At 66.5% G+C, this 18,966-nt stretch carries 18 protein-coding genes and 1 pseudogene; 11 read left to right on the plus strand and 8 right to left on the minus strand.

Annotation, left to right across the window (positions count from 1 at the left end; all coding sequences use genetic code 11):
• Positions 1-12: 12 nt before the first annotated feature.
• Complete coding sequence (locus MNAB215_RS15675; protein WP_083746130.1) at positions 13-1,224, minus strand: CaiB/BaiF CoA transferase family protein; 1,212 nt, start codon at positions 1,222-1,224, stop codon at positions 13-15.
• A gap of 72 nt (positions 1,225-1,296) precedes the next feature.
• Complete coding sequence (locus MNAB215_RS15680; RefSeq protein WP_077079657.1) at positions 1,297-2,058, minus strand: SDR family oxidoreductase; 762 nt, start codon at positions 2,056-2,058, stop codon at positions 1,297-1,299.
• Positions 2,059-2,233: 175 nt separating this feature from the next.
• Here MNAB215_RS15680 and MNAB215_RS15685 point away from each other — a divergent pair, with 175 nt between their 5' ends.
• From MNAB215_RS15685 to MNAB215_RS15720, 8 genes are read left to right on the plus strand one after another with little or no spacing between them, the layout of a single operon-like run.
• Positions 2,234-3,232: a dihydrodipicolinate synthase family protein gene (locus MNAB215_RS15685; protein WP_245830327.1), complete on the plus strand. Its 999-nt coding sequence runs from the start codon at positions 2,234-2,236 to the stop codon at positions 3,230-3,232.
• Positions 3,233-3,247: 15 nt separating this feature from the next.
• Entirely contained in the window at positions 3,248-4,366 is a 1,119-nt protein-coding gene (locus tag MNAB215_RS15690; RefSeq protein ID WP_077079659.1) for an acyl-CoA dehydrogenase family protein, read from the plus strand.
• Positions 4,363-5,358 carry an acyl-CoA dehydrogenase family protein gene (locus tag MNAB215_RS15695; protein ID WP_245830328.1) on the plus strand — a complete coding sequence of 332 codons (996 nt, stop codon included), beginning with the start codon at positions 4,363-4,365 and terminating at the stop codon, positions 5,356-5,358. Before MNAB215_RS15690 ends, MNAB215_RS15695 begins: the two co-directional genes overlap by 4 nt.
• On the plus strand, positions 5,355-6,167 hold the full coding sequence (locus MNAB215_RS15700; RefSeq protein WP_077079660.1) for an enoyl-CoA hydratase/isomerase family protein: 813 nt from the start codon (positions 5,355-5,357) through the stop codon (positions 6,165-6,167). Before MNAB215_RS15695 ends, MNAB215_RS15700 begins: the two co-directional genes overlap by 4 nt.
• Positions 6,167-6,907, plus strand: coding sequence for an SDR family NAD(P)-dependent oxidoreductase (locus MNAB215_RS15705; protein WP_077079661.1), 741 nt, complete (start codon positions 6,167-6,169; stop codon positions 6,905-6,907). Before MNAB215_RS15700 ends, MNAB215_RS15705 begins: the two co-directional genes overlap by 1 nt.
• Complete coding sequence (locus MNAB215_RS15710) at positions 6,904-8,547, plus strand: AMP-binding protein (RefSeq protein ID WP_245830329.1); 1,644 nt, start codon at positions 6,904-6,906, stop codon at positions 8,545-8,547. The genes MNAB215_RS15705 and MNAB215_RS15710 overlap by 4 nt, the downstream gene beginning before the upstream one ends.
• Before the next feature lie 20 nt (positions 8,548-8,567).
• Positions 8,568-9,368, plus strand: a complete 801-nt coding sequence (locus tag MNAB215_RS15715) for an acyl-CoA thioesterase (protein ID WP_165691578.1) — start codon at positions 8,568-8,570, stop codon at positions 9,366-9,368.
• Positions 9,365-10,204, plus strand: coding sequence for an enoyl-CoA hydratase (locus MNAB215_RS15720; RefSeq protein ID WP_077079664.1), 840 nt, complete (start codon positions 9,365-9,367; stop codon positions 10,202-10,204). Before MNAB215_RS15715 ends, MNAB215_RS15720 begins: the two co-directional genes overlap by 4 nt.
• An 89-nt stretch (positions 10,205-10,293) precedes the next feature.
• Here MNAB215_RS15720 and MNAB215_RS15725 read toward each other — a convergent pair whose 3' ends face one another.
• Positions 10,294-11,340: a tocopherol cyclase family protein gene (locus MNAB215_RS15725; protein ID WP_083746131.1), complete on the minus strand. Its 1,047-nt coding sequence runs from the start codon at positions 11,338-11,340 to the stop codon at positions 10,294-10,296.
• A gap of 4 nt (positions 11,341-11,344) precedes the next feature.
• Positions 11,345-11,956, minus strand: coding sequence for a pyridoxamine 5'-phosphate oxidase family protein (locus tag MNAB215_RS15730; protein ID WP_083743421.1), 612 nt, complete (start codon positions 11,954-11,956; stop codon positions 11,345-11,347).
• A gap of 58 nt (positions 11,957-12,014) precedes the next feature.
• On the opposite strand from MNAB215_RS15730, the gene MNAB215_RS15735 reads away from it, so the two are divergent.
• Complete coding sequence (locus MNAB215_RS15735; protein WP_077079665.1) at positions 12,015-12,677, plus strand: TetR/AcrR family transcriptional regulator; 663 nt, start codon at positions 12,015-12,017, stop codon at positions 12,675-12,677.
• 62 nt (positions 12,678-12,739) lie between these two features.
• Positions 12,740-12,874, plus strand: a pseudogene (locus tag MNAB215_RS15740) (DNA starvation/stationary phase protection protein); the annotation flags it as partial.
• A gap of 349 nt (positions 12,875-13,223) precedes the next feature.
• Here MNAB215_RS15740 and MNAB215_RS30700 read toward each other — a convergent pair.
• The 4 genes from MNAB215_RS30700 to MNAB215_RS15760 form a co-directional block, all read right to left on the minus strand.
• Complete coding sequence (locus MNAB215_RS30700; protein WP_077082056.1) at positions 13,224-13,556, minus strand: hypothetical protein; 333 nt, start codon at positions 13,554-13,556, stop codon at positions 13,224-13,226.
• 107 nt (positions 13,557-13,663) lie between these two features.
• On the minus strand, positions 13,664-15,289 hold the full coding sequence (locus MNAB215_RS15750) for a class I adenylate-forming enzyme family protein (protein ID WP_077079666.1): 1,626 nt from the start codon (positions 15,287-15,289) through the stop codon (positions 13,664-13,666).
• On the minus strand, positions 15,289-16,530 hold the full coding sequence (locus MNAB215_RS15755; protein WP_077079667.1) for a cytochrome P450: 1,242 nt from the start codon (positions 16,528-16,530) through the stop codon (positions 15,289-15,291). Before MNAB215_RS15755 ends, MNAB215_RS15750 begins: the two co-directional genes overlap by 1 nt.
• 1 nt (position 16,531) lies before the next feature.
• Positions 16,532-17,716: an amidohydrolase family protein gene (locus tag MNAB215_RS15760; protein WP_077079668.1), complete on the minus strand. Its 1,185-nt coding sequence runs from the start codon at positions 17,714-17,716 to the stop codon at positions 16,532-16,534.
• 221 nt (positions 17,717-17,937) lie between these two features.
• Here MNAB215_RS15760 and MNAB215_RS15765 point away from each other — a divergent pair, with 221 nt between their 5' ends.
• The gene (locus tag MNAB215_RS15765) at positions 17,938-18,963 is read left to right on the plus strand and encodes an acyl-CoA dehydrogenase family protein (RefSeq protein ID WP_077079669.1); all 1,026 of its coding nucleotides are present in this window, start codon (positions 17,938-17,940) and stop codon (positions 18,961-18,963) included.
• The last annotated feature ends 3 nt before the right edge of the window (positions 18,964-18,966 follow it).

Consider the following 18,966-nt stretch of genomic DNA (forward strand, 5'->3'; position numbering starts at 1 on the left):
GGCGGCTTTTCTTCAGGTCACCGCACCACTGATTTTGAGGTCGATTAGTTCGTCGTCCGACTTGCCGAGGGCGCGCAGGATGTCGTCGGTGTGTTCGGCGAACTGTGGGGCCCGCGTGAGCTGCACCGGCTTTTCATCGAACTGGACCGGGTTGGCGACCAGTTCCCGAGCATTGCCCTCGCAGTCGAGCACCTCGGCGATCATTCCGTTGGCCCGCAACGCCGCGTCCTGGCCCACTTCCCACGGATCCTGCGCGATGGCCCATTGGCCCTCCATACCGGCGAACCGGGTGACCCATTCGGCGAGGGTCCGCGCGCCGAGGACCTCCTGCACGATCTCGGCCGCAGCCGGCGTATTGCCCATGAGTGCCTCGGCGCTAGCGAATCGCTCATCATCGATGAGGTCCTCGCGGTCGATGTGCCGACAGAACTCAGGCCAATAGCGCCCGGGTTGGAGCATCGCCAGGACGAGCCAACGGTTGTCGGCGGTTCGGTAGTTGCCCACCAGCGGGTTCGTCGGCGCCGTGTTACCGGGCGCGCGCGGCGCCGGTGGGCCGCCCTCGAGAAGCGCCAAACCGACGGAGAGAGCGCTGGCCCAGGCACCCACGCCGAGCAGGGAGACGTCGACCACCGACGTTTCGCCGGTGCGTTCGCGCGCTAGGAGCGCCGCCGCGATGCCTCCGGCGATGGTCATGCCGCCGAGCGAGTCACCGTAGGCGCCGGCAGGCATCTTGGGCAGGCCATCGAACTCCGCCGGCGTGGCCCCTACCGCGCCACCGGCCTGAGCCCAGAAGGCGGTGCTGTCGTAGCCGCCTTTCTCGCTGTCGGGGCCGGCGGCACCGAAACCGGACCCGCGGACGTAGATGATGTCCGGGTTGATCTTGCGGACATCATCGAGTTCGATGCCCAGCCGCCGTCGCGCGGCGGGCAGGAAGTTCGTCAGGAACACATCGCTGGTGCGGATTAGTTCGTGCAGGACCTGCAGCGCCCCGGGCTGCTCCAGCGCCAGGCCGATGCTGCGCTTGCCCCGATTGGGGTGTTCCATCAACGGGGCAAAGGAACCACTGCCGACCGCCATGCCCATCACGGAGCTCAGGCCGCGCTGGGCGTCGCCGGTTTCGGCGTGTTCGACCTTGATGACGTCCGCGCCCCAGTCGGCTAGGACCGCACCCGCGGACGGGACGAAGGTGAACTGTGCCACCTCCAGCACTCGGACGCCGTCCATCGGTCGAATCACTTTGTCTCCTTGTGCTGCTTCAGTTTCCGGTCCGGGATTGGCCCGTCGCGGTGGCGGTGGTCAGCTGCTCGCCGGGCGGACGTGGATCACGTCCATCATCACTTCACGGGGCCGGGTGATGACGTCGTGCAGCACGTCAGCGACGGCGGCCGAGGTGAGAAAGTGGGTGCCACTCATTCGGGTCAGGTAGCCGTCGGCTTCCCACAACGGCCAGGCCCTTTCGATGTCGCCCGGGCCGAAGTTCTCGTCGATGCCGGTATCTCCAACCGCGCCGAGGATGACCAGGGTCACCCGGATGCCCTCTCGTCGCAGCTCCTTGCTCATTGCTCCGGTAAAAGCGTTGAGGCCACGCTTGGTGGCGGCATAAAGGGTCATCATCGGCATGTCGTCGAGGGTGATCTCCGACGAGATGTTCATGACGTCGCCGCCGCCGGCCGCGCGCAGCAGCGGGATGGCTGCGCGCGTGGTGTAGATGGGAGCTATCAGGTTGGTGTTGACCGTGACGGCGATGTCCTCGTCGCTGGCTTCTTCGATCAGCCGAATCCGGCTGGCACCTGCGGAGTTGATCAGGACGTCGATGCGGCCGAACTGCGCCGCGATCTGATCGAAGGCGGCGTGAACATCGTGGCTGCTCGTGACATCGGTGACGATCGGGATGGCGTTTGGCCCGGCGACCTCCACGACCTCGTCGAGCAGTAGTTTGCGGCGGGCCAACAGCACTACCTTCGCGCCCTCCTGCGCGAGGCGGATCGCAGTGGCTCGGCCGACGCCCCTCGATGAGCCGGCGATCACGGCGACCCGGCCCTCCATGCTCTGCGACATCAAACTCCTCATGCTTGCCGTCTGCGGCCGTATCGAAATACGCGGATCATGGTGCATCTACTGTGCACTTGTTCCTTGCACGCAATGCACATATGGTTCTACCATGACGCGTACGTGGTAGTCATCACCTGGCCCGAGAAACTCGCGTCGGGCAAAAGTGCAGAAGGAGTCGGTTGTGGTCACAGGTGTCACCGGCAAAGAGGCGAAGGACTGGGCGTCGGAACACCTGTGGGGCAATTGCAGTTCGCTCTACACGCCATTCTGCGGTCTCGACGGCGACGAAATCGACTACGGGGCACTGCGCGCGTTGGTGCGGCACTGCCTGGTCGACCTGGACCAGGACGGTATCTGGCTGACCGGGGGTATCGCCGAATTCTGGTCACTGACCACCGACGAACTCAAAGAAGTAGTCCGGGTCGCGATCGAGGAGGCTCGACGAGTCAAACCCGGCGCGCTGGTGCAGGTGATGTCGAGCACCGACACCGCCAAGCAGGCCGTCGAGCTCACGCTGAACGCCCAAGAGCTGGGCGCCGACATCTGCTACATCCTGACGCCCTATTTCGAGTGCTCGGGCAAGCCCGGAGTGCTGGAATACCTGCGCTATGTCGCCGATCGCACCGACATGCCGCTGGGCTTCTTCAACTCTCACTCGACCGGGCTGATATTGACTCCCGAGGAATGCGTCGAGCTCTACCGTGAGATTCCCGCATTGTGCGGGCTGAAAAACGGGCTGCTCGACGCGCAGCACAGCCTCGCGATCCATCAGCTGGCCCCGGAAATGGTGCTGTGGGAAGCGGCCGACGAGGCCGGGATACGGCTAGGGATACCCCACCCGGGAGCGCTCGGTTCGGCGCTCTATCTCTACGAGAAGACGGGCGCGCTGCTGTTCAGCGAATGGCGAGCGCTGCTGGTGCAAGGCGATTTTGAGCGCGCCGACACATTCGCGGCCGACACCGGTTTGACCGCGATGCGCGAGGCGAGCCGCCGCTATCAGTCCCATCCCGCCCGTCCCGGAATGTTCACGCACTGGGGAGCCGGGTTCAAATTCGGCGCCTCGTTGCTCGGCCTCCCCATCGGCGACCATCCCGCCCGGCCGCCGCAGACTGCGTTCCCCGACGACCTCAAGCCGCCGATCCGTCAGGCCTATGTCGCCTCTGGGTTCATCGAGTCCTGAGAACGGGGGGTTGTTGTGGAGGTGCGCGATTTTCGCGCCGGAGTTCGGGGCTGGATCCACCAGGTTGGCGAGTCGTTGGTCCCTGGGGTCGAGGACCAAAGTGTCGAGGCCCAGCTGAACCACCAACGACGAGTTCAGCGGCTGCTGTTCGACGCCGGCTGGATGCGCTGGGGATGGCCGACGCGGATCGGTGGCCTAGGCGGCTCGCCTATCCTGCGCGCCGTCCTCGGCGAGGAGCTCACTAGCCGAGCGCTGGTGCACACCACGTCCTGGTCGATGCATGAGGTGCTCGGGCCCGCGGTGGCCGAGTTCGGTCGACCCGAACTGGTCGAGGAGATCTTTCCGCTGCTATTGCGCGGCGAGGAATTCTGGTGCCAGGGCTTCTCCGAGCCCGAGGCGGGCAGCGACCTGGGATCGATGCGGACTACCGCGCGCCCCCGCAGTGACGGCTGGGTGATCAACGGCGAGAAATTGTGGACCAGCTGGGCTCACCATGCCACCCGGTCTATCGTGCTGGCCCGCACCGGCGACGCCGGGTCGCGCGGCATCAGCGCCTTTCTGGTGGACATGGACACACCGGGGGTGACCGCGAGCCCACTGGAAACGATGGCCGGCGTCGACGAATTCTGCTCGACGTCGTTCATCGGCGTCGAGGTTCCCGCGGAGCGCCTGCTCGGAGAGCTCGACGCCGGCTGGCGGGTCGCACAGTTCATCTTGTCGTGCGAACGCGGCCCGATCTTCTGGCAGCGCGGCGCCTGGCTCGCCTACCATCTCGGTCTGCTCCTTGACACCGCACACGACGGCGCGTCCGCGTCGGCACTCGGCGAGGCCTATCAACTGCTGTGGGCCTTCCGCGCCACCTCGAAGAGCACCCAGGACCGCATCGCTGCCGGTGATCTGCCCGGTGCTGAGGCCTCGGTGGACAAGATCATGATTGCCGCCGCCGACCAGGCCGTGTTCGACGTGGCGCGCGATCTGCTGGGAGGCGAAATAGAAACCAGTGACACCGCGCGCAGCCGGGCGTGGCGCCGCGAGTGGGCGTACTCGCGTGCGGCCACCATCTACGGGGGCACCAGTGAAATTCAGAAAGACATCGTGGCGTCGCGGCTGCTTGGATTGCCGAGAAGCGCGTGACTGAAGCCCACACCATCGACGCCGCGGAGCGGACGCTGATGGCGACGACGCTGCGCGGACTGGCCGAGGAGCTCGACGGGACCGAGCTTGCACAGGCGCTCGATGCGTTTGGGTTCGCCGACCTGCTCGCCGAGGCGCCCCGCGATGCGGTGTCGGCGCTGTTCACCGCGCTCGGGCGAGCCGGATCGATGTCGACGTCGCTGCAGGATGTGCTGCTGCAGCCACTGGGCGAATACCTGCCGATGTCGACAACAGATTGCAATGTCGTGCTGCCCGGCATCGATGCCGACCTGGTCGGCGCGACCGACGGCGAGCCGCTGGCGGTGCGCGGCCTGGTCATCGGGGCGCGCCCGGCCCCAAGGTATCTGGCACCGGTCGCGATCCGCGGTGAGCTGGTCTGGATTGACCTGCAGGAGTCCTCGGGTATCTCGACGCGGCGGATCGATGGTCTTGATCCGGCATTGGCGATGATGGAAGTCACCGGCCTCGACGTGCTGCCCGACGTGATCCTGGCCGGCAAGCAGGCCGTTGCGGCCTGGGATGCGGTGGCGACGGCAGGCCGGCTCGCACTCGGATACCAGATCATCGGAGCCGTCGGGCAGATGATCGACCTTGCCGTCGACCATGCCTGCAGCCGAGTGCAATTCGGCCGGCCCATCGGCTCCTTTCAAGCGGTTCGCACTCGGCTGGCCGACGCACACGTCGCCCGCGAGGGCGCCGTCGCCGCCCTCGCACTGGCCTGGGACGCCGATGATGCCGTGTTGGCGGGCCTGCTGGCGAAATCGTTGGCGGGACGTGCGGCGCGAATCGCCGCCACCCAGTGTCAGCAGGTGCTGGCCGGCATCGGCTTCACCGCCGAGCATCCCTTCCACCGCTTCTTGGCCCGCGTGCTGGTGCTGGATTCGGTGCTGGGTTCGGCCCGCGAACTGCCCACGGTGATCGGTGCCCATTTGATTTCGGCGGGGATGATCCCCCGGCTGGTAGATCTGTGAGCGGCGGCGATCCGTCCTGCACGGATGCGCATCCGGCCGTCGTCGTCGACCGTCTCGAGTCGGTGGCGCGGGTGACCTTGGCCCGGCCCGAGAAGGCCAACGCCATGGACGGCGAGATCACCGATGCCCTGCTTGCGGCGGTCGTTGCGCTGCGTGACGACCCTGATGTGCACGCGATGGTGCTGACCGGCCAGGGCGCCGCGTTCAGCGCCGGCGGGGACTTCGAGACCATCCGCGCGATGCGCGAGGACCGCCGTATGCGCGAGACCGTGCTCGCCGCCCATCAGGAGCTGTTCTGGGTCATGACGCGCTTGCCGTTTCCGACCGTCGCCGCCGTCAATGGCGCCGCGGTCGGGGCCGGCGTCACGGTAGCGCTGCTGTGCGACCTGGTCGTGATGGCCGAAGACACCTTCCTCAGCGACCCGCGGGTCTCGCTGGGACTGCTCGACGGCGCCGGCGGGTTGGTGCTCTGGCCGCTGCTGACCAGCCTGTCCGCCGCCAAGGAACATCTACTCCTGGGAGACCGGGTCAGCGGCATCGAAGCCCACCGCCTGGGGCTGGCGAACCGCGCAGTTCCCGCATCCGACGTGTTGGAGGAGGCGCTGCAGCTGGCTGAGCGCCTCAGCGCGCTCCCGCCGCAGGCCGTCCGGCAGGCGCGCCAGCTGCTGAACTCGCATATAGATCGGGTCGCCGCGATCCTGCCGCACTGTGCCCGCGCGGAAAGCGAGTGTTTTGACGCCGAGGAGCATCGCGTCCTGCTGGAGCGGCTGAGCGCACGAGTGGTAGCCAAGAACGCGAGGACCCCGTAATGGGCCGTGTCGCATTGGTGACGGGCGGAACCCGGGGTATAGGTCGTGCCATCACCGACCGGCTAGCGCACTCCGGTGTCACGGTGGCCGCCGCGTACGCCCGCGATGCCGCCGCCGCGCACGCGGTGCACGACGACGCTGCGCGGTGTGGGGCCACCGTCACCCTGCATCAGGCGGATGTCGGCGAGCCGGCTTCCTGTCAGAGCCTGGTCGCCGAGGTTCTCGAGCGGCATGGGCGGCTGGATTATCTGGTCAACAACGCCGGGATGGTCAACGAGCAACGGCTCAGCGAGGTCAGCCCCGAGGACTGGAACCGACAGGTCGCGGTGAACCTGTCGTCGGTGTTCTTCCTCAGCCAGGCTGCTCTGGCGCACATGACCCAGCAGCATTTCGGGCGGGTGGTCAACATCGGCTCGGTCACGGCGCTGCTGGGCAGTCCGGTGCAGGTCGCGTACGGCGCCGCCAAGGGCGGCATCGTCGGCCTCACCAGATCCTGCGCTCGCGCCGTCGCGCGCAAGGGCATCACCGTGAACTGCGTGATCCCCGGCAGCTTCGACACCGACATGTCGGCCGAGCTGGTGTACACCGACCGGGATGCGGTGACGTCGATGATCCCGGTCGGGCGCTGGGGTCGTCCCGAGGAGCTGGCGCACGCTGTCGCGTTCCTGCTCGACGACCTCGCCTCCTATGTCACCGGGGCGGTCCTGACCGTCGACGGCGGGATGAGCATGGGCGGATGAGGATGAACCGAACTCGACTGACGGCGACCGATATCGTCGCGCCGCCGGTTGCCCCGGACCGCCTCGCGGAATACCGACGCTTCGGCTACATCAGCGACCAGACGATGTCGGCGTCGGTCGTCCGCGCTGCCCGTCAGTGGGGCTCGCAGCCGGCCGTCATCGAAGGCGGCCATCAGCTGACCTATCAGGAGCTGCTCGAGGTAGTCGAACGCGCCGCCGCGTGGCTGGCCGGAGCCGGTATCGGCCCCGGTGACGTGGTCTGCTGGCAGACCCCGAACTGGTGGGAAGCCCACGTGCTGGGCCTGGCGGTCTGGCATGCCGGCGCGGTGAGCTGCCCGATCGCCCCGTTCTACCGGGAACACGAGCTGCGCCAGGTCATCGAGCAGGTACGGCCGGCCGCGGTGGTAACCGCCGAGACGTTTCGCGGCTTCGCCCACGCCGAGGCGTTCGACGACCTGCTCGCCGGGGCCGGTCTCGGCGACGCTGCCCGCGTCCTGCTGCGCGGAACCCGGCCGGGCTGGTCGCCGTTCGACGTGGTCGTCTCGCACGGTCGGCGCCAAGAATCCGCCGCCGTCGGGGCCGATGATCCTTGCCTGATCCTCTTCACTTCCGGGACCACGTCGGGTGCCAAGGCCGCAGTGCACTCGTCGCGCACCTTGCTCGCCGAAACCCGCCAGCTGGCCGATGCGTGGGGCCTGTCCTGGGAGGACGTCGCCTACATGGCCGCCCCGTTGCAGCACATCACCGGCGTGCTCAACGCGATGACCATCCCGCTGCAGGTCGGCGCCTCCGCGGTGCTGGCCGACCGATGGGAAGCCGATGTGGCAGTCGCCGACATCATGCGTCACCGGGTGACCTATTCGGCCGGGGCGACGGTACTCCTGCAGGAATTGACAGACGCCGCCCGCGCCGCCCGCGTGCACCTGCCGTTGCGGATGTTCGCCTGCGGCGGGGCGGCGGTGCCGCGCGCGGTCATGGAACGCAGCGAAGAGCAGGGAATTCCGGCCGCGCGGGTCTACGGGATGACCGAGCTTCCGACGGTGACGGTGATGAACCGCGCTTATCCATTCGACCTGCGCGCGGAGACCGATGGCGCCATCGCCCCTGGGGTGCAGGTCCGGGTCGTCGGGACGGATGGCGAGCCGCTGGCCGCGGGCTGCGCAGGCGAGCTGTTGGTGCGCGGACCCGAGCAGATGCTGGGCTACCTCGACCCTGCGGCCAACCGGGCTGCCCTCGACGACGCGGGCTGGTTCTCCACTGGGGATGTCGGCCTCGTCGATGGTGCCGGCTACGTCACCATCACCGGGCGGGTCAAGGACGTGATCAACCGCGGCGGCGAGAAGTTCTCTGCCCGCGACATCGAAGACCTGCTCCTCACGCACCCCGCAGTGCGTCACGCGGCCGTAGTACCCGGACCCGACGCCAGATTCGGTGAGGTGCCGGTGGCGTTCATCGTGTTCGACCAGCCGGGCCAGGCATCCGTCGACGACCTGTCCCGTCACCTGCACGCCACCGGACTGGCACGCCAAAAGACCCCCGTCGCATGGCATTTCGTGGACGCTTTGCCGATGACACCGTCGGGAAAGGTCAAGAAGTTCGAGCTGGTCGCAACGGCGAACACGGCAGAGAGGCTGGGATGAACCTCGATCAATTTCGCGCCATGCTCACCCTGAGTGACGACACCGAGGGCCGCACGGTGCTGCCCGTCCCGGACCCGAGCGTCGAGCGGATCTTCGGCGGACAAATCATGGCTCAGCTCATCGCAGCCGCCGCACCGCCGGGATCGGCCAAAGCGGTGAAGTCACTGCAAATCGCGTTCCCTCGCGCCGGACGCGCCACTGACCCGCTGTACCTGGACCTGGAGCAAACCCACGCCGGGCGCTCGCTGGGGTATCGGCGCGCTGTGGCGTGGCAGGGCCAGGAGTCCGCCCGCCGGGTGATCGCGACCGCGTCAATCCTCGTCGACCGCGCCGACGACGGATACGACTATCAGTACAGCGCCGCCGCTGCCGGTGATCCGATGGACGCCAAACCCATTGACTTCGCAGTGATCCCGGGCGAAGCCCGCTTGATCGGCGACGGTCTGGATGTCGAGGATGCCGCGCCCGCGAGCCTGGGGTTCTGGATGCGCTGCCCGGACTTCACCGATACCGCGCTGGCCCAACCGGTCATCGCCTACATCTCGGACTGGCCACTGATCGGCACCCTGCTCAAAGCGGTGCCCGGGGTCAGCCAGCGCGACGCCCACGTCAGCGTCCAGACCGGCGTCGTGACGCATTCGGTGTGGTTTCACCAGCCGTTCGACGTCGCGCAGTGGCTGCGGGTGCAGATCCACGGCGTGCGATTGGTCGGCGGCCGCGGCTTCGCCACCGGAGACGTGTACACCCAGACCGGATCACACGTGGCGTCCTTCGCGCAGGAAAGCGTCATAAGGACCCCACCGAAAGGAATGCAGCCATGACAGCTCAACACTTCGTCCGTTACGACGTCGACGATCGGGTCGCGGTCATCACCCTGGACCGCCCCGACGCCGCCAACGCCCAAACCCCGGGCATCCTCAAAGATCTCGATGACGCCTGGCGGCGCGCCGACGAAGACTCCGAGGTCCGGGTCATCGTTCTGCAGACCACCGGTAAGCACTTCTCCGCCGGGCACGACATGTCGGGCACCGATCCGTCGGCCGACGGGCGCAGCCTTAGTCCGCAACGCTCCGACGGCAAGCTGCTCGCGGACACCTACTACGACTGGGAGACCCGCGGCTACCTCGAGTACGCGAAACGCTGGCGCGACATCCCCAAGCCGTCCGTCGCCGCGGTGCAGGGCAAGTGCATTGCGGCCGGGTTGATGCTGTGCTGGCCGTGCGACCTCATCGTCGCCGCGGACAACGCGCAGTTCTCCGACCCGGTCGGACTGATGGGCATCATGGGCGTCGAATACCACGCTCACACTTGGGAACTCGGGCCCCGCAAGGCCAAGGAGATGCTGTTCACCGCCAGTTCGGTGAGCGCCGAGGAGGCACTGCGCGCCGGGATGGTCAACCACGTCGTACCGCTGGACGACTTGCATTCGGCCACAATGGATCTCGCCCACCGCGTCGCGCAAACCGATCCCTGGGCGCTGCGCATGGCCAAGCGGGCGGTCAACCACACCCTGGACACCATGGGCTTCTCGACCGCGATCGCGTCATGCTTCGACATGCATCATCTCGGCCACACCCGGGCGCTGGCCGCGACCGACGGGAAAACCGTCGTGATGGCCAACCTCGAACGGATGAAGGCCGCGGGGCGCGGACAGTGAGCCTGCGTGCCGGCGATGCTGTCGATGCCCGGACTGGGTGGGACCAACTCAGCACACTCGTAGCGGCGCCGCTCCCAGCCAGGACTCACTCACGAATGAGCTGGCAAGCTCCCCACTTCCAGCCCTGCCAGTCCGGAGGTGCCCTCGAACACCACTCGGCCGAACTCGCGCACGACACAATGAAGGCGGCCAGCCAGGTGTTCGACGGCGGCGCCGACGTTGCGTCGCTCGGCGGGGAGTGGCACGGGAAGGTCGTGCGGTTCGAGCCCTGTGCCGTCGCCGTCGAGATCGATCTGGTACCGCAGCGACTTGGCTCGTACGGTCCAGCGGCCGGAGCCGACTTGCGCGCGCACCTGGGCCGGTGGCGCGATGCGGATCACGCGGTCACCGAGCCGCACGACCACCAATCCGGCATCTCGGCGGATCGGCCCGAGTTGCACAAGGCCCCCGGTGAACGCCACCGACACGTCGGCGCCACCGAAATCGTGTGCCTGGCCCCACCACCAGCGTTCAGGGAAGCCCGGGCCCCAGTTCTTCTCCGCATAGAGTGTGGCGGCGTCAAACGACCAGTGTTCGCCGCCGCATTCGACGGTCCCGGTAGCTGTGCCGCCGAGGCGGTAGGGATGCCAGTACTGGTTGAGCCACGGGATCGATGAGATGAGCCCACCGCCAGCGAAGGCCTTCGGCCACGCGTACGAATTGGCGAATCTCAGCTCGAGGCGGGTGTCATCAAGGTCGATACGGAGCCGATCGACGTCTGCAGTAACCGCGTTAAGTGGGGTAGTCCCGGCGCTCAACGCGAATCGTGACTGCGCGGCACGCGCCCCGTCCAGAACGGCGGTCCGCAGGATTCCACCCGGGTGCAAGCCGACCGCGACGGTGGCCCAGTCTCCGTCTGGATGCTGGTTCACGCTGCACAGCGCCACAACGACGCGACCGGACGCAGAATCGGTGAGCCGCCAAAACCAGCCCTCCATCTCGCCACCGTGCCAAGGCACAGGGTCGCCGAACGGTACGTCCGCTCCTGTTCGCCGATACGTGGCAATCAGTCGATGCCCCGCCGCGCTCAGCGTCGTTGGCCCGCTGAACTCCGGGCGTGTGCAGTCTTGGCCGGCCTGGTCGTCTTGAATGGTCATCGGGTTAGGAATTGGTCACCGGGTCGGGAGCGTCCCAGGGCATTGACGCCGAGACCCAGTGGGTCAGTTCCTGCTGGTTGTTGCTGTGCAAGTGTCGCGGCGGCGTCACGAACGTCGCGTAGGGCCGGCAGCGCACCAGCACCCGGCCTTCCTGCTCTGCGACAGCTTTGACCGCGGGGCGCATCTCCGCTGGCACTGGGTCACCCGACATGCGTTCAGCCACTGCCATCATCACGTCGACGAGGGTTTCCTCGTCGTCGTCGATCACGGCCTCGCAGTAGACCTGGAGGTAGGCGAACGGCCAGGTCTCGTCGAGTACACAGAGGCTGACTTTGCCGTTTCGGGCCACTGCTTTGGCCTTGGCTCGCTCGGCCATGGTCGCCACCAGCAGGTCGCCGTTGTCGTCTGGTACGTAGTAGACGATCGACATCGCCGGGCCGTCCGATCGCCGGCCGTAACCGAATACACAGGTCCGGTGGGTCTGAACGAATAGCCGCCGCTCCGAGGGCAACATGTCGCGATCCGTCGGCGCCTGGAACGGATCTTTCGATAGCGGCAACAGACGTGCCGATGTGCCAACTCGGTACTGGTTCGTGGTCTCAGGGGCAGTGCTCATCGAATTAACCTTCCATACCGTTATTATCGATTGATAATAACGGTATACACTTCGAACCATGGAACGCAAGACCCCAATGCCGACCAAGGTGCGCCTGCGTCGGGCCAGGACCGACATCCGGCGGGACTTGCTGGAGTCGGCACTGGTCGAGTTCGGAGCCAAGGGCTTCGACGGAGCGTCGACACGTGCCATCGCGCTGCGCGTGCAGGCGCATCAGCCGCAGATCAACTACCACTTCGAGTCGAAAACCGCGCTGTGGATGGCCGCGGTGGATCACCTCTTCGGGCTGCTGCGGGAGGCATTCGACGGCGTCCTACCCGCGGCGCTCACCGGCGTCGACGTGTCGGCGCTGGCTGCGGCGTTCGCCGAAGGGATACGTCGATTCGTGGCATTTGCCGCCGAGCACCCGGAGCTCAACCAGATCATGGTGCATGAGGGCACCGCGGAGACCGACCGGTTGAAGTGGATGACCGAAACGCACGTAAAGCCTTTCTTCGACGGGATCCGACCGGCCTGGCAGGTACTTCGCAAGGCTGGCATTGCTGCACCTATCGACAACGAAATCCTGTACTACGTGCTCATTGGCGCGGCATCGTTGCCCTACGTCAATGCGCCCGAAGTCCGCCTTCTCACCGGGCGGGATCCCAACAGCCCCAACTGGATTCGGGCTCACGCCGACGGATTGGTTGCCATTCTGCTGCCGGGACTGGCCGCCGGCTGATGCCTGCGTAGGGATGGCCGGCGTGCCGCGCTCGCGCCTTCCCGATTTACCCGGGAGACCACACGGTCGACACCATCCATAACGTGCATGACGCCGTCGACGCCGACGACCTCAGCACGAGCGATCTGCTCCACGAGATCGTCGACTCGCTGGAGAAGCTCGCTTGGATGATCAAGTCCGAGAACCGCAAGATTTAACGCGGCAAGACGGCGCCGCGGCTGACCCGAATCCGTTGGGGCCCAGCCAGGGTCGACGCCGCCGGACCTAGCGGCGAGGACTCACTAGCCGGGTGGCGTTGCGGGTGGTGAGTGCCCGCCAGCTGTCGTTGGCAGGCTGACGGGCTCGGTCGATCGATGCCAGCCGGGCATGTCGGCGACGCCCATGCCGACAGGCTAGTGAGGGCGAAAGCGCACTGCGCCACGGTGCGCACATGCCTGCCCGCAAACGGTAAAGTCCGGCAGCTGTGGCCATAGGCCGCAAGGGCGGTTTGAAGGGCGGTCTGTCAGGTCGTCGATCTTGGCGTCGATAGCGGCTTTCTTGACCGCGTCAATGCCCTTCTCCTTGCGGTTGGTTGGCTATAAAACACTGGACTCGGGCAACGGCATCGTTCGGCTTGACTCCCATATTCACTAACCTCAGAGCTACTTGGTCCGGGGGCACGCCAGAATTGAGATCCGTTGCGATGACATGAATGCTGGGAAACCAATCTTCAGCACTTACCCCCGGCGGCGGGGGCTTCGCGTCGCCCCCTAGGCATTGAACGTAACCATTGATGCCAGTGTCAGCGTGAGCAGACGACGCCGCCGTCAGCACGACCAGGGCGACGAGCAAGACGGCGATGGCCACGCCGACCGCCGCAGCGACATAGATGGAACGTATGCCCATACAGACCCAGCTATCGATGGGTAACTGCCCTCCAGTCGTTTGCTGGCCGGTTGGCAGAATCCGCCGGAGCCACCGCGGGTGTTCGCGCGCGAAACTGACTTTCAAACTGACCCACCACCCAACAGCCCGACAAGGCCCTGGCGGTCGAGTTTGCCGGTGGGCAACATCGGTAGCTCGCTCTCGGCGAGGATCGCGATCACCGTCGGCACCTTGAACCCCGAGAGGTTGGCGCGGGCATGCGCGGCGACGGCGTCGGTGGATAACTGGGCGCTGTGCGTGGGCACGACGGCGGCTCCGACGACCTCGCCGCGAACTGGATGGGGCAGGGCGACGACGAAGCTGTGCAGCACGCCGGGCATGGCGTCCAGGACCGATTCGACCTCTGCCGGTGAGACATTGGACCCCGCGGTTTTGATCAGGGTACTGGCGCGACCGGTGAAGTGCAGATGCCCGGCGTCGTCGAACCATCCACGGTCCCCGCTGTCATACCAACCGTCGTCGGTGAACACCTCGTGGCGTTCCTGCTTGTAGATCCCGCTCATCAGGATCTGGCCGCGGACCTGGATCTGCCCCTCCTGCCCGGGCGGCAGCTGAACGCCTGCGGTGTCCACGATCCGGTGCTGCACCAGCCCGGGCAACGGGATCCCGAAGGAGCCGCGCCGTGTCTGCGGCAGCGGGGTGTCGGGCACCTCGACCATGGTGTGCGGGCCGCCGGTCTCGGTCATGCCGAGCAGGTTAGGGGTCAGCTCGGGTTCGCTGGGCCGCTGTTCGGGCGGCAGCGCCTGCAGCATGGTGCCGCCCCGGACGCTGGACAGGTCGCGCTTGGCGAAGTCGGGGTGATCGGCCATGGCCTGACTGGCCTGCGCCCAGCACGAGATGAAGGTGGCCCGCTCCCTTTCGAGCAGCGCCAGTGTGGCACCGGGTTCAAAAACATCTTGGGCCAGGATCGCGGCTCCCGTCGAGAGTGCCTGCAGGACAACCATGGTCAGTCCGCCAACCCAGAAAAATGGCATGGGGGAGTAGATGCGATCGACGGAGGTGACGCCGCGGTGGCGGGCCAGGATGGCCGCGTGGCGCACCAGGCTGCCATGGGTGTGTGCCACAGATTTCGGTAGCGCCGTCGTCCCCGACGTCGTGACCAGCACGAGCTCGTCGGCAGGTCCGACCTCCTGTTCGGCCGGACCGGTCAGCGGCGCGACGGGGCCAGTGCTGCCCGGCCACGGCGTTGTCCACTCCCGGTCGCAGTCGGGCCAGACATGCACCCGCCGCAGGTAGGGGACAGCCTCGAGGGCGATCTCCGCGTTGCCGTCGGCCAAGCCCGGTAGCGCATCGGCGACTCGGGCGACCAGATCGTGGCCTGCAATCGAGGGGCCCATCAAGAGCACCTGGGTGTCGGTGTGGCGCAGCAGTCTGGCGAGTTCGACGCCCGGGGCGAAGGTCGACAACGGGACGGTAAGCGCGCCGATGCGTGCGGCGGCCAGCCACGCGATGAGCCACTGGGCGCAGTTGGGGAACAAGATGCCGACGCGGGTCCCCTTGCCCACGCCCGACGCCAACAGCGCATCCGCCAGTGTCCTGGACTGCGCGTCGGCCTCGGCGAAACTCAGCCGCTCGGAGTCGGTGACCAGGAACTCGCCGTCAGGCTCGGTGCGCCGCAGTGCCAGCAGCTCGGGGACGCTGCCCGGCAGCCCGGGGAATGCATCCGCCGCGGTCTGCGCCGCGGCCATCAGCCGACGTGCACCGGGATGTGCGAATAGCCGGCCACATTGGACATCGTCACTCGCCGCAAACCGTCGGTGTCCACCGTGAACCGCGGCCACTGCTCGCGGATCGCGTGCAAGGCGACTCGTGTCTCGAGTCGCGCCAGCCAGGAGCCCAGGCAGCTGTGGGCGCCGTATCCGAAAGCGAGGGTGGTAGAGCCTCCCCGTTTGATGTCGAACGCGTCGGGCCGATCGTAGGCCCGCGGGTCACGCGTCGCGGCGCCGGTGACCAGCAGGGTGGGCGATCCAGCCGGGATGGTGCCCCCTTCTAGCACGACCTCTCGGGTGGCGAACCGGCCCTGATACTGCGAAGGCGGGTTGAGGCGCAGCATCTCCTCGATCGCGCCGGGGATCAGTCCGGGATCGGCGAGCACCAATTCCCATTGATCGGGATTGTGGTGAAAAGCCATGGTGCCGTTGCCAATTAGCTTGGTAACCGTTTCACTGCCCGCCGCCGCTATCAGCACCGCGAACGTGGCGATGTCCTCGTCGGTGAGCCGGTGCGTCACCCCGGTCTCGTCCTCGTAGGTCGCGGTCACCAACCTGCTGATGATCAGGTCGTCGGGCTGGCGCCGCTTCTCCTTGGACAGGGCCAGGAAGTAATCGTTCATCGCAAACGAGTCCGCCACGCCGCTCTCAGTGGCGAAGGGGTTGTTCTCCTCGCGGTGCAGGAATCCGTCGGTCCACAGCCGGATCTGCTGGCGCTCTCCAGGGGGGACGCCGAGCATCGAGGAGATGATTTCGACCGGGAACAGCGCCGCGAAGTCGGCCACAATGTCGAAATCATCTCTGCCACTTAGGGCGTGGACGTAGGAGGTGACGACGTCGGTCACCAGTGGCTCCAGGTTGGCGATAGCCGCCTTGGTGAACACCTGGCGTACCAGCTTGCGCAGCCGTTCATGTTCGGGCGGATCCATGATGATCAGCATGTTGGTGTCGAACTGGTGTCGCATCGACAGTGCGTCCAGAGTGACACCGTAGGAGCTGCTGAACGTCTCCCAATCGCGGTGGGCGGCAACGACATCCTCGTGACGGGTCAGCGCGTAGAAATCCCAGCGCTCGCTGTAGTACACCGGCGCCTCGTCGCGCATCCAACGGTAGGTCTCATAGGGGTCGTCGAAGAAGCTGTCGGAGTACGGATTGAACTCCATAGCGGAGCCGTCCTCGCGTGGCTTGGTGGCCGATCCCGCACCGTGGTCAGTCGACATCTCAGGCGTCTACCCGCATCATGTTCGACAGGGTGCCGCCCATCACCATGGCGACCTCGGCGTCGCTCAGCTCCGGGTGACGGTCGGGGTAGCTGAGCGGATCGGCCAAGCCCTCTGGATGCGGGTAGTCCGAGCCGAAGAACAGGTGATCGATCGGCACCAGCTTCGCGAGTTCGGCCACGTTCTCCTCCCAGAAGGGATTGAAGTAGATGCAGCGATGGATGGCCTCCACGGGATCTTCGCTGTAGAGCTGCGGCATCTTCTTGCGGGTGTCCCTGAGGTTCTCCAGCAGCCGGGGCAGCCAGGTAGTCCCGTTCTCCACCATGCCGATCCGAAGCTCGGGAAACCGTGTCAGCAGTCCGTGGCAGGCCAGCGCCGCGACCGCATCCTCGGCCGGGTTGCGGGCCAGGCTGTAGTAGGAGCGGAACGGCGACGGCTGGAACGGCCGGAACTCGCCGGAGCCCTCCCAGTCGTTGGCGTATCGGGAATACCCGCTGTCGGAGGCGTGCATGATGACCAGCACGCCGGTCTCGACGACCCGCTTCCAGAAGGGGTCGAATTCGGGGAGGGCGAATGACCGCGGGCCGTGCAACCCGGGTACCGGCGCCGGCCGGATGAGGATGGCGCGTGCACCGCGCTCGACCACCCAGTTCAGTTCGTCGATGGCCTTCTCCACGATCGGCAAGGTAATGATCGGCGTGGTGAAGATGCGGCCCTTGTAGTCGAATTGCCAGGTCTCGTGCAACCACTGGTTCAGAGCGTGAATGATCGTGTGCGTCGCCTCGGGGTGCTCACGGAAACGTTCTTCCACCAGGCTTGCCAGCGTCGGGTACATCATCGACTTGTCGATGCCCTGTTCGTCGAGCAGCTCCAGCCGGGGCGCCGGTTCACGCATCGCGGGGGTTGCCTCGATCGCTTTGCCCAGAATCTCGCGGTGCGATTTGCCTTCGGGGTTGCCGTTGTGGAAGTAGTCCTCCTGGGCTCCCGGTGCGGCGACCTTGTCGAAAGTCGGGTTGGGGATGTACTCGCTGATCTGTCCTAGGGTCGCGATCTTGGTGCGTCCGTCGACTTCGACGTACCTGATCGCGCCGTGGTACTCCGGCGGCAGGAACTTGGTGAGCGCATCGCGTGTCTCGTACATGTGGTTATCACCATCGAAGATCGGATAGCCCAATCGCGACGTCATTGAAATCCTCCTCGTGCCTCGCCATACCTGCATCGCGGAATGGCGGCTGCTCAACAGTGCGGACAATCAGATGTGCGACTGACTCTAGCATTGAGTGCGTTAAAAGAGGATATGCGTTTACTTTTTCGTCGTGCATCCATCCGTTTGCGGGTAACGTGCCTTCTGTGGCGGCGCTCGCGTGTTGCCGATGTCGAGGGCATTGCGATTGCGAGGAGGAATAGGTGGATCTATCGCTGACGCGGGAGCATCGGGCTGTCCGCGATGCGTTCGCGGCCTTGTTCGGGAAACAGGCCACCCCACAGCGGGTGCGTAGCGCAGAGCCCTCAGGTTTCGACCTGTTGCTCTGGCGGCACTATGCCGATGTCGGTGCGCTCGGTATCGGAGTGCCCTCGGACTGTGGGGGCGGGGACGGCGGCCTCCTCGAACTGGCATTGGTGGCCGAGGAAGCCGGCCGACGCCTAGCCCCCATCCCGGTCGCCGAGACCGCGGCCGCGGCGCGAGTGCTGGGTCGCCTGCGTGAGAAGGAATTGCTGGGGCCGGTGCTGAGCGGATCGGTCATCGTGTCACTGGCCACCCGGCCCGGCTCGGCCACGCAGCAGTGGTTAGTCGACGGGGCAATCGCTGACGCCGTGCTGGCTCTCGACCGAGACTCCCTGGTCTATGTGAACCGGCCGGACGGCCTGTCCAGGACCGCGCACCGCAACCTCGGCGGGCTATCGCTGGCCCGGTGGGATGTCCCGGGTGCGGCCACGGTTCTCGCCGAAGGCAGCGAGGCGCGCGCGATCTTCGACACCGCGCTCGACGAGGTACGTGTGCTGCGCGCGGCGGCGCTGGTCGGGTTGGCTTCCGAGGCGGTGGGGATCGGTTCCCGGTACGCGGTCGTGCGCGAGGCGTTCGGCCAGCCGATCGGAATGTACCAAGCGGTCGCGCATCCGTTCGCCGACGCGATCACTGCATTGGATGGTGCCCAGCTGCTGGTCCGTAAGGCCTGTTGGGCAATGGATTCCGCGCAGGACGACGCTGGCGCCTTGGCGGCGATGGCGTTCGTGTTCGCCGCCGAAACGGCCTATCACGCGACGACGCACAGCCTGCACGTGCACGGCGGATACGGGTTCATGGAGGAGTACGACATCCAGCTGTATTACCGCAGGGCCAAAGCCTGGGCGGCGGCGTTCGCCGACCCGCGACGCGAACTGCTCACTGTCGCCGACCGACGGTTCGGCCTCGTGACGACCGAAGGTCGGTGACTC

It is taken from the genome of Mycobacterium numidiamassiliense, assembly GCF_900157365.1.
In the GTDB taxonomy this organism is placed as follows: Bacteria; Actinomycetota; Actinomycetes; order Mycobacteriales; family Mycobacteriaceae; genus Mycobacterium; species Mycobacterium numidiamassiliense.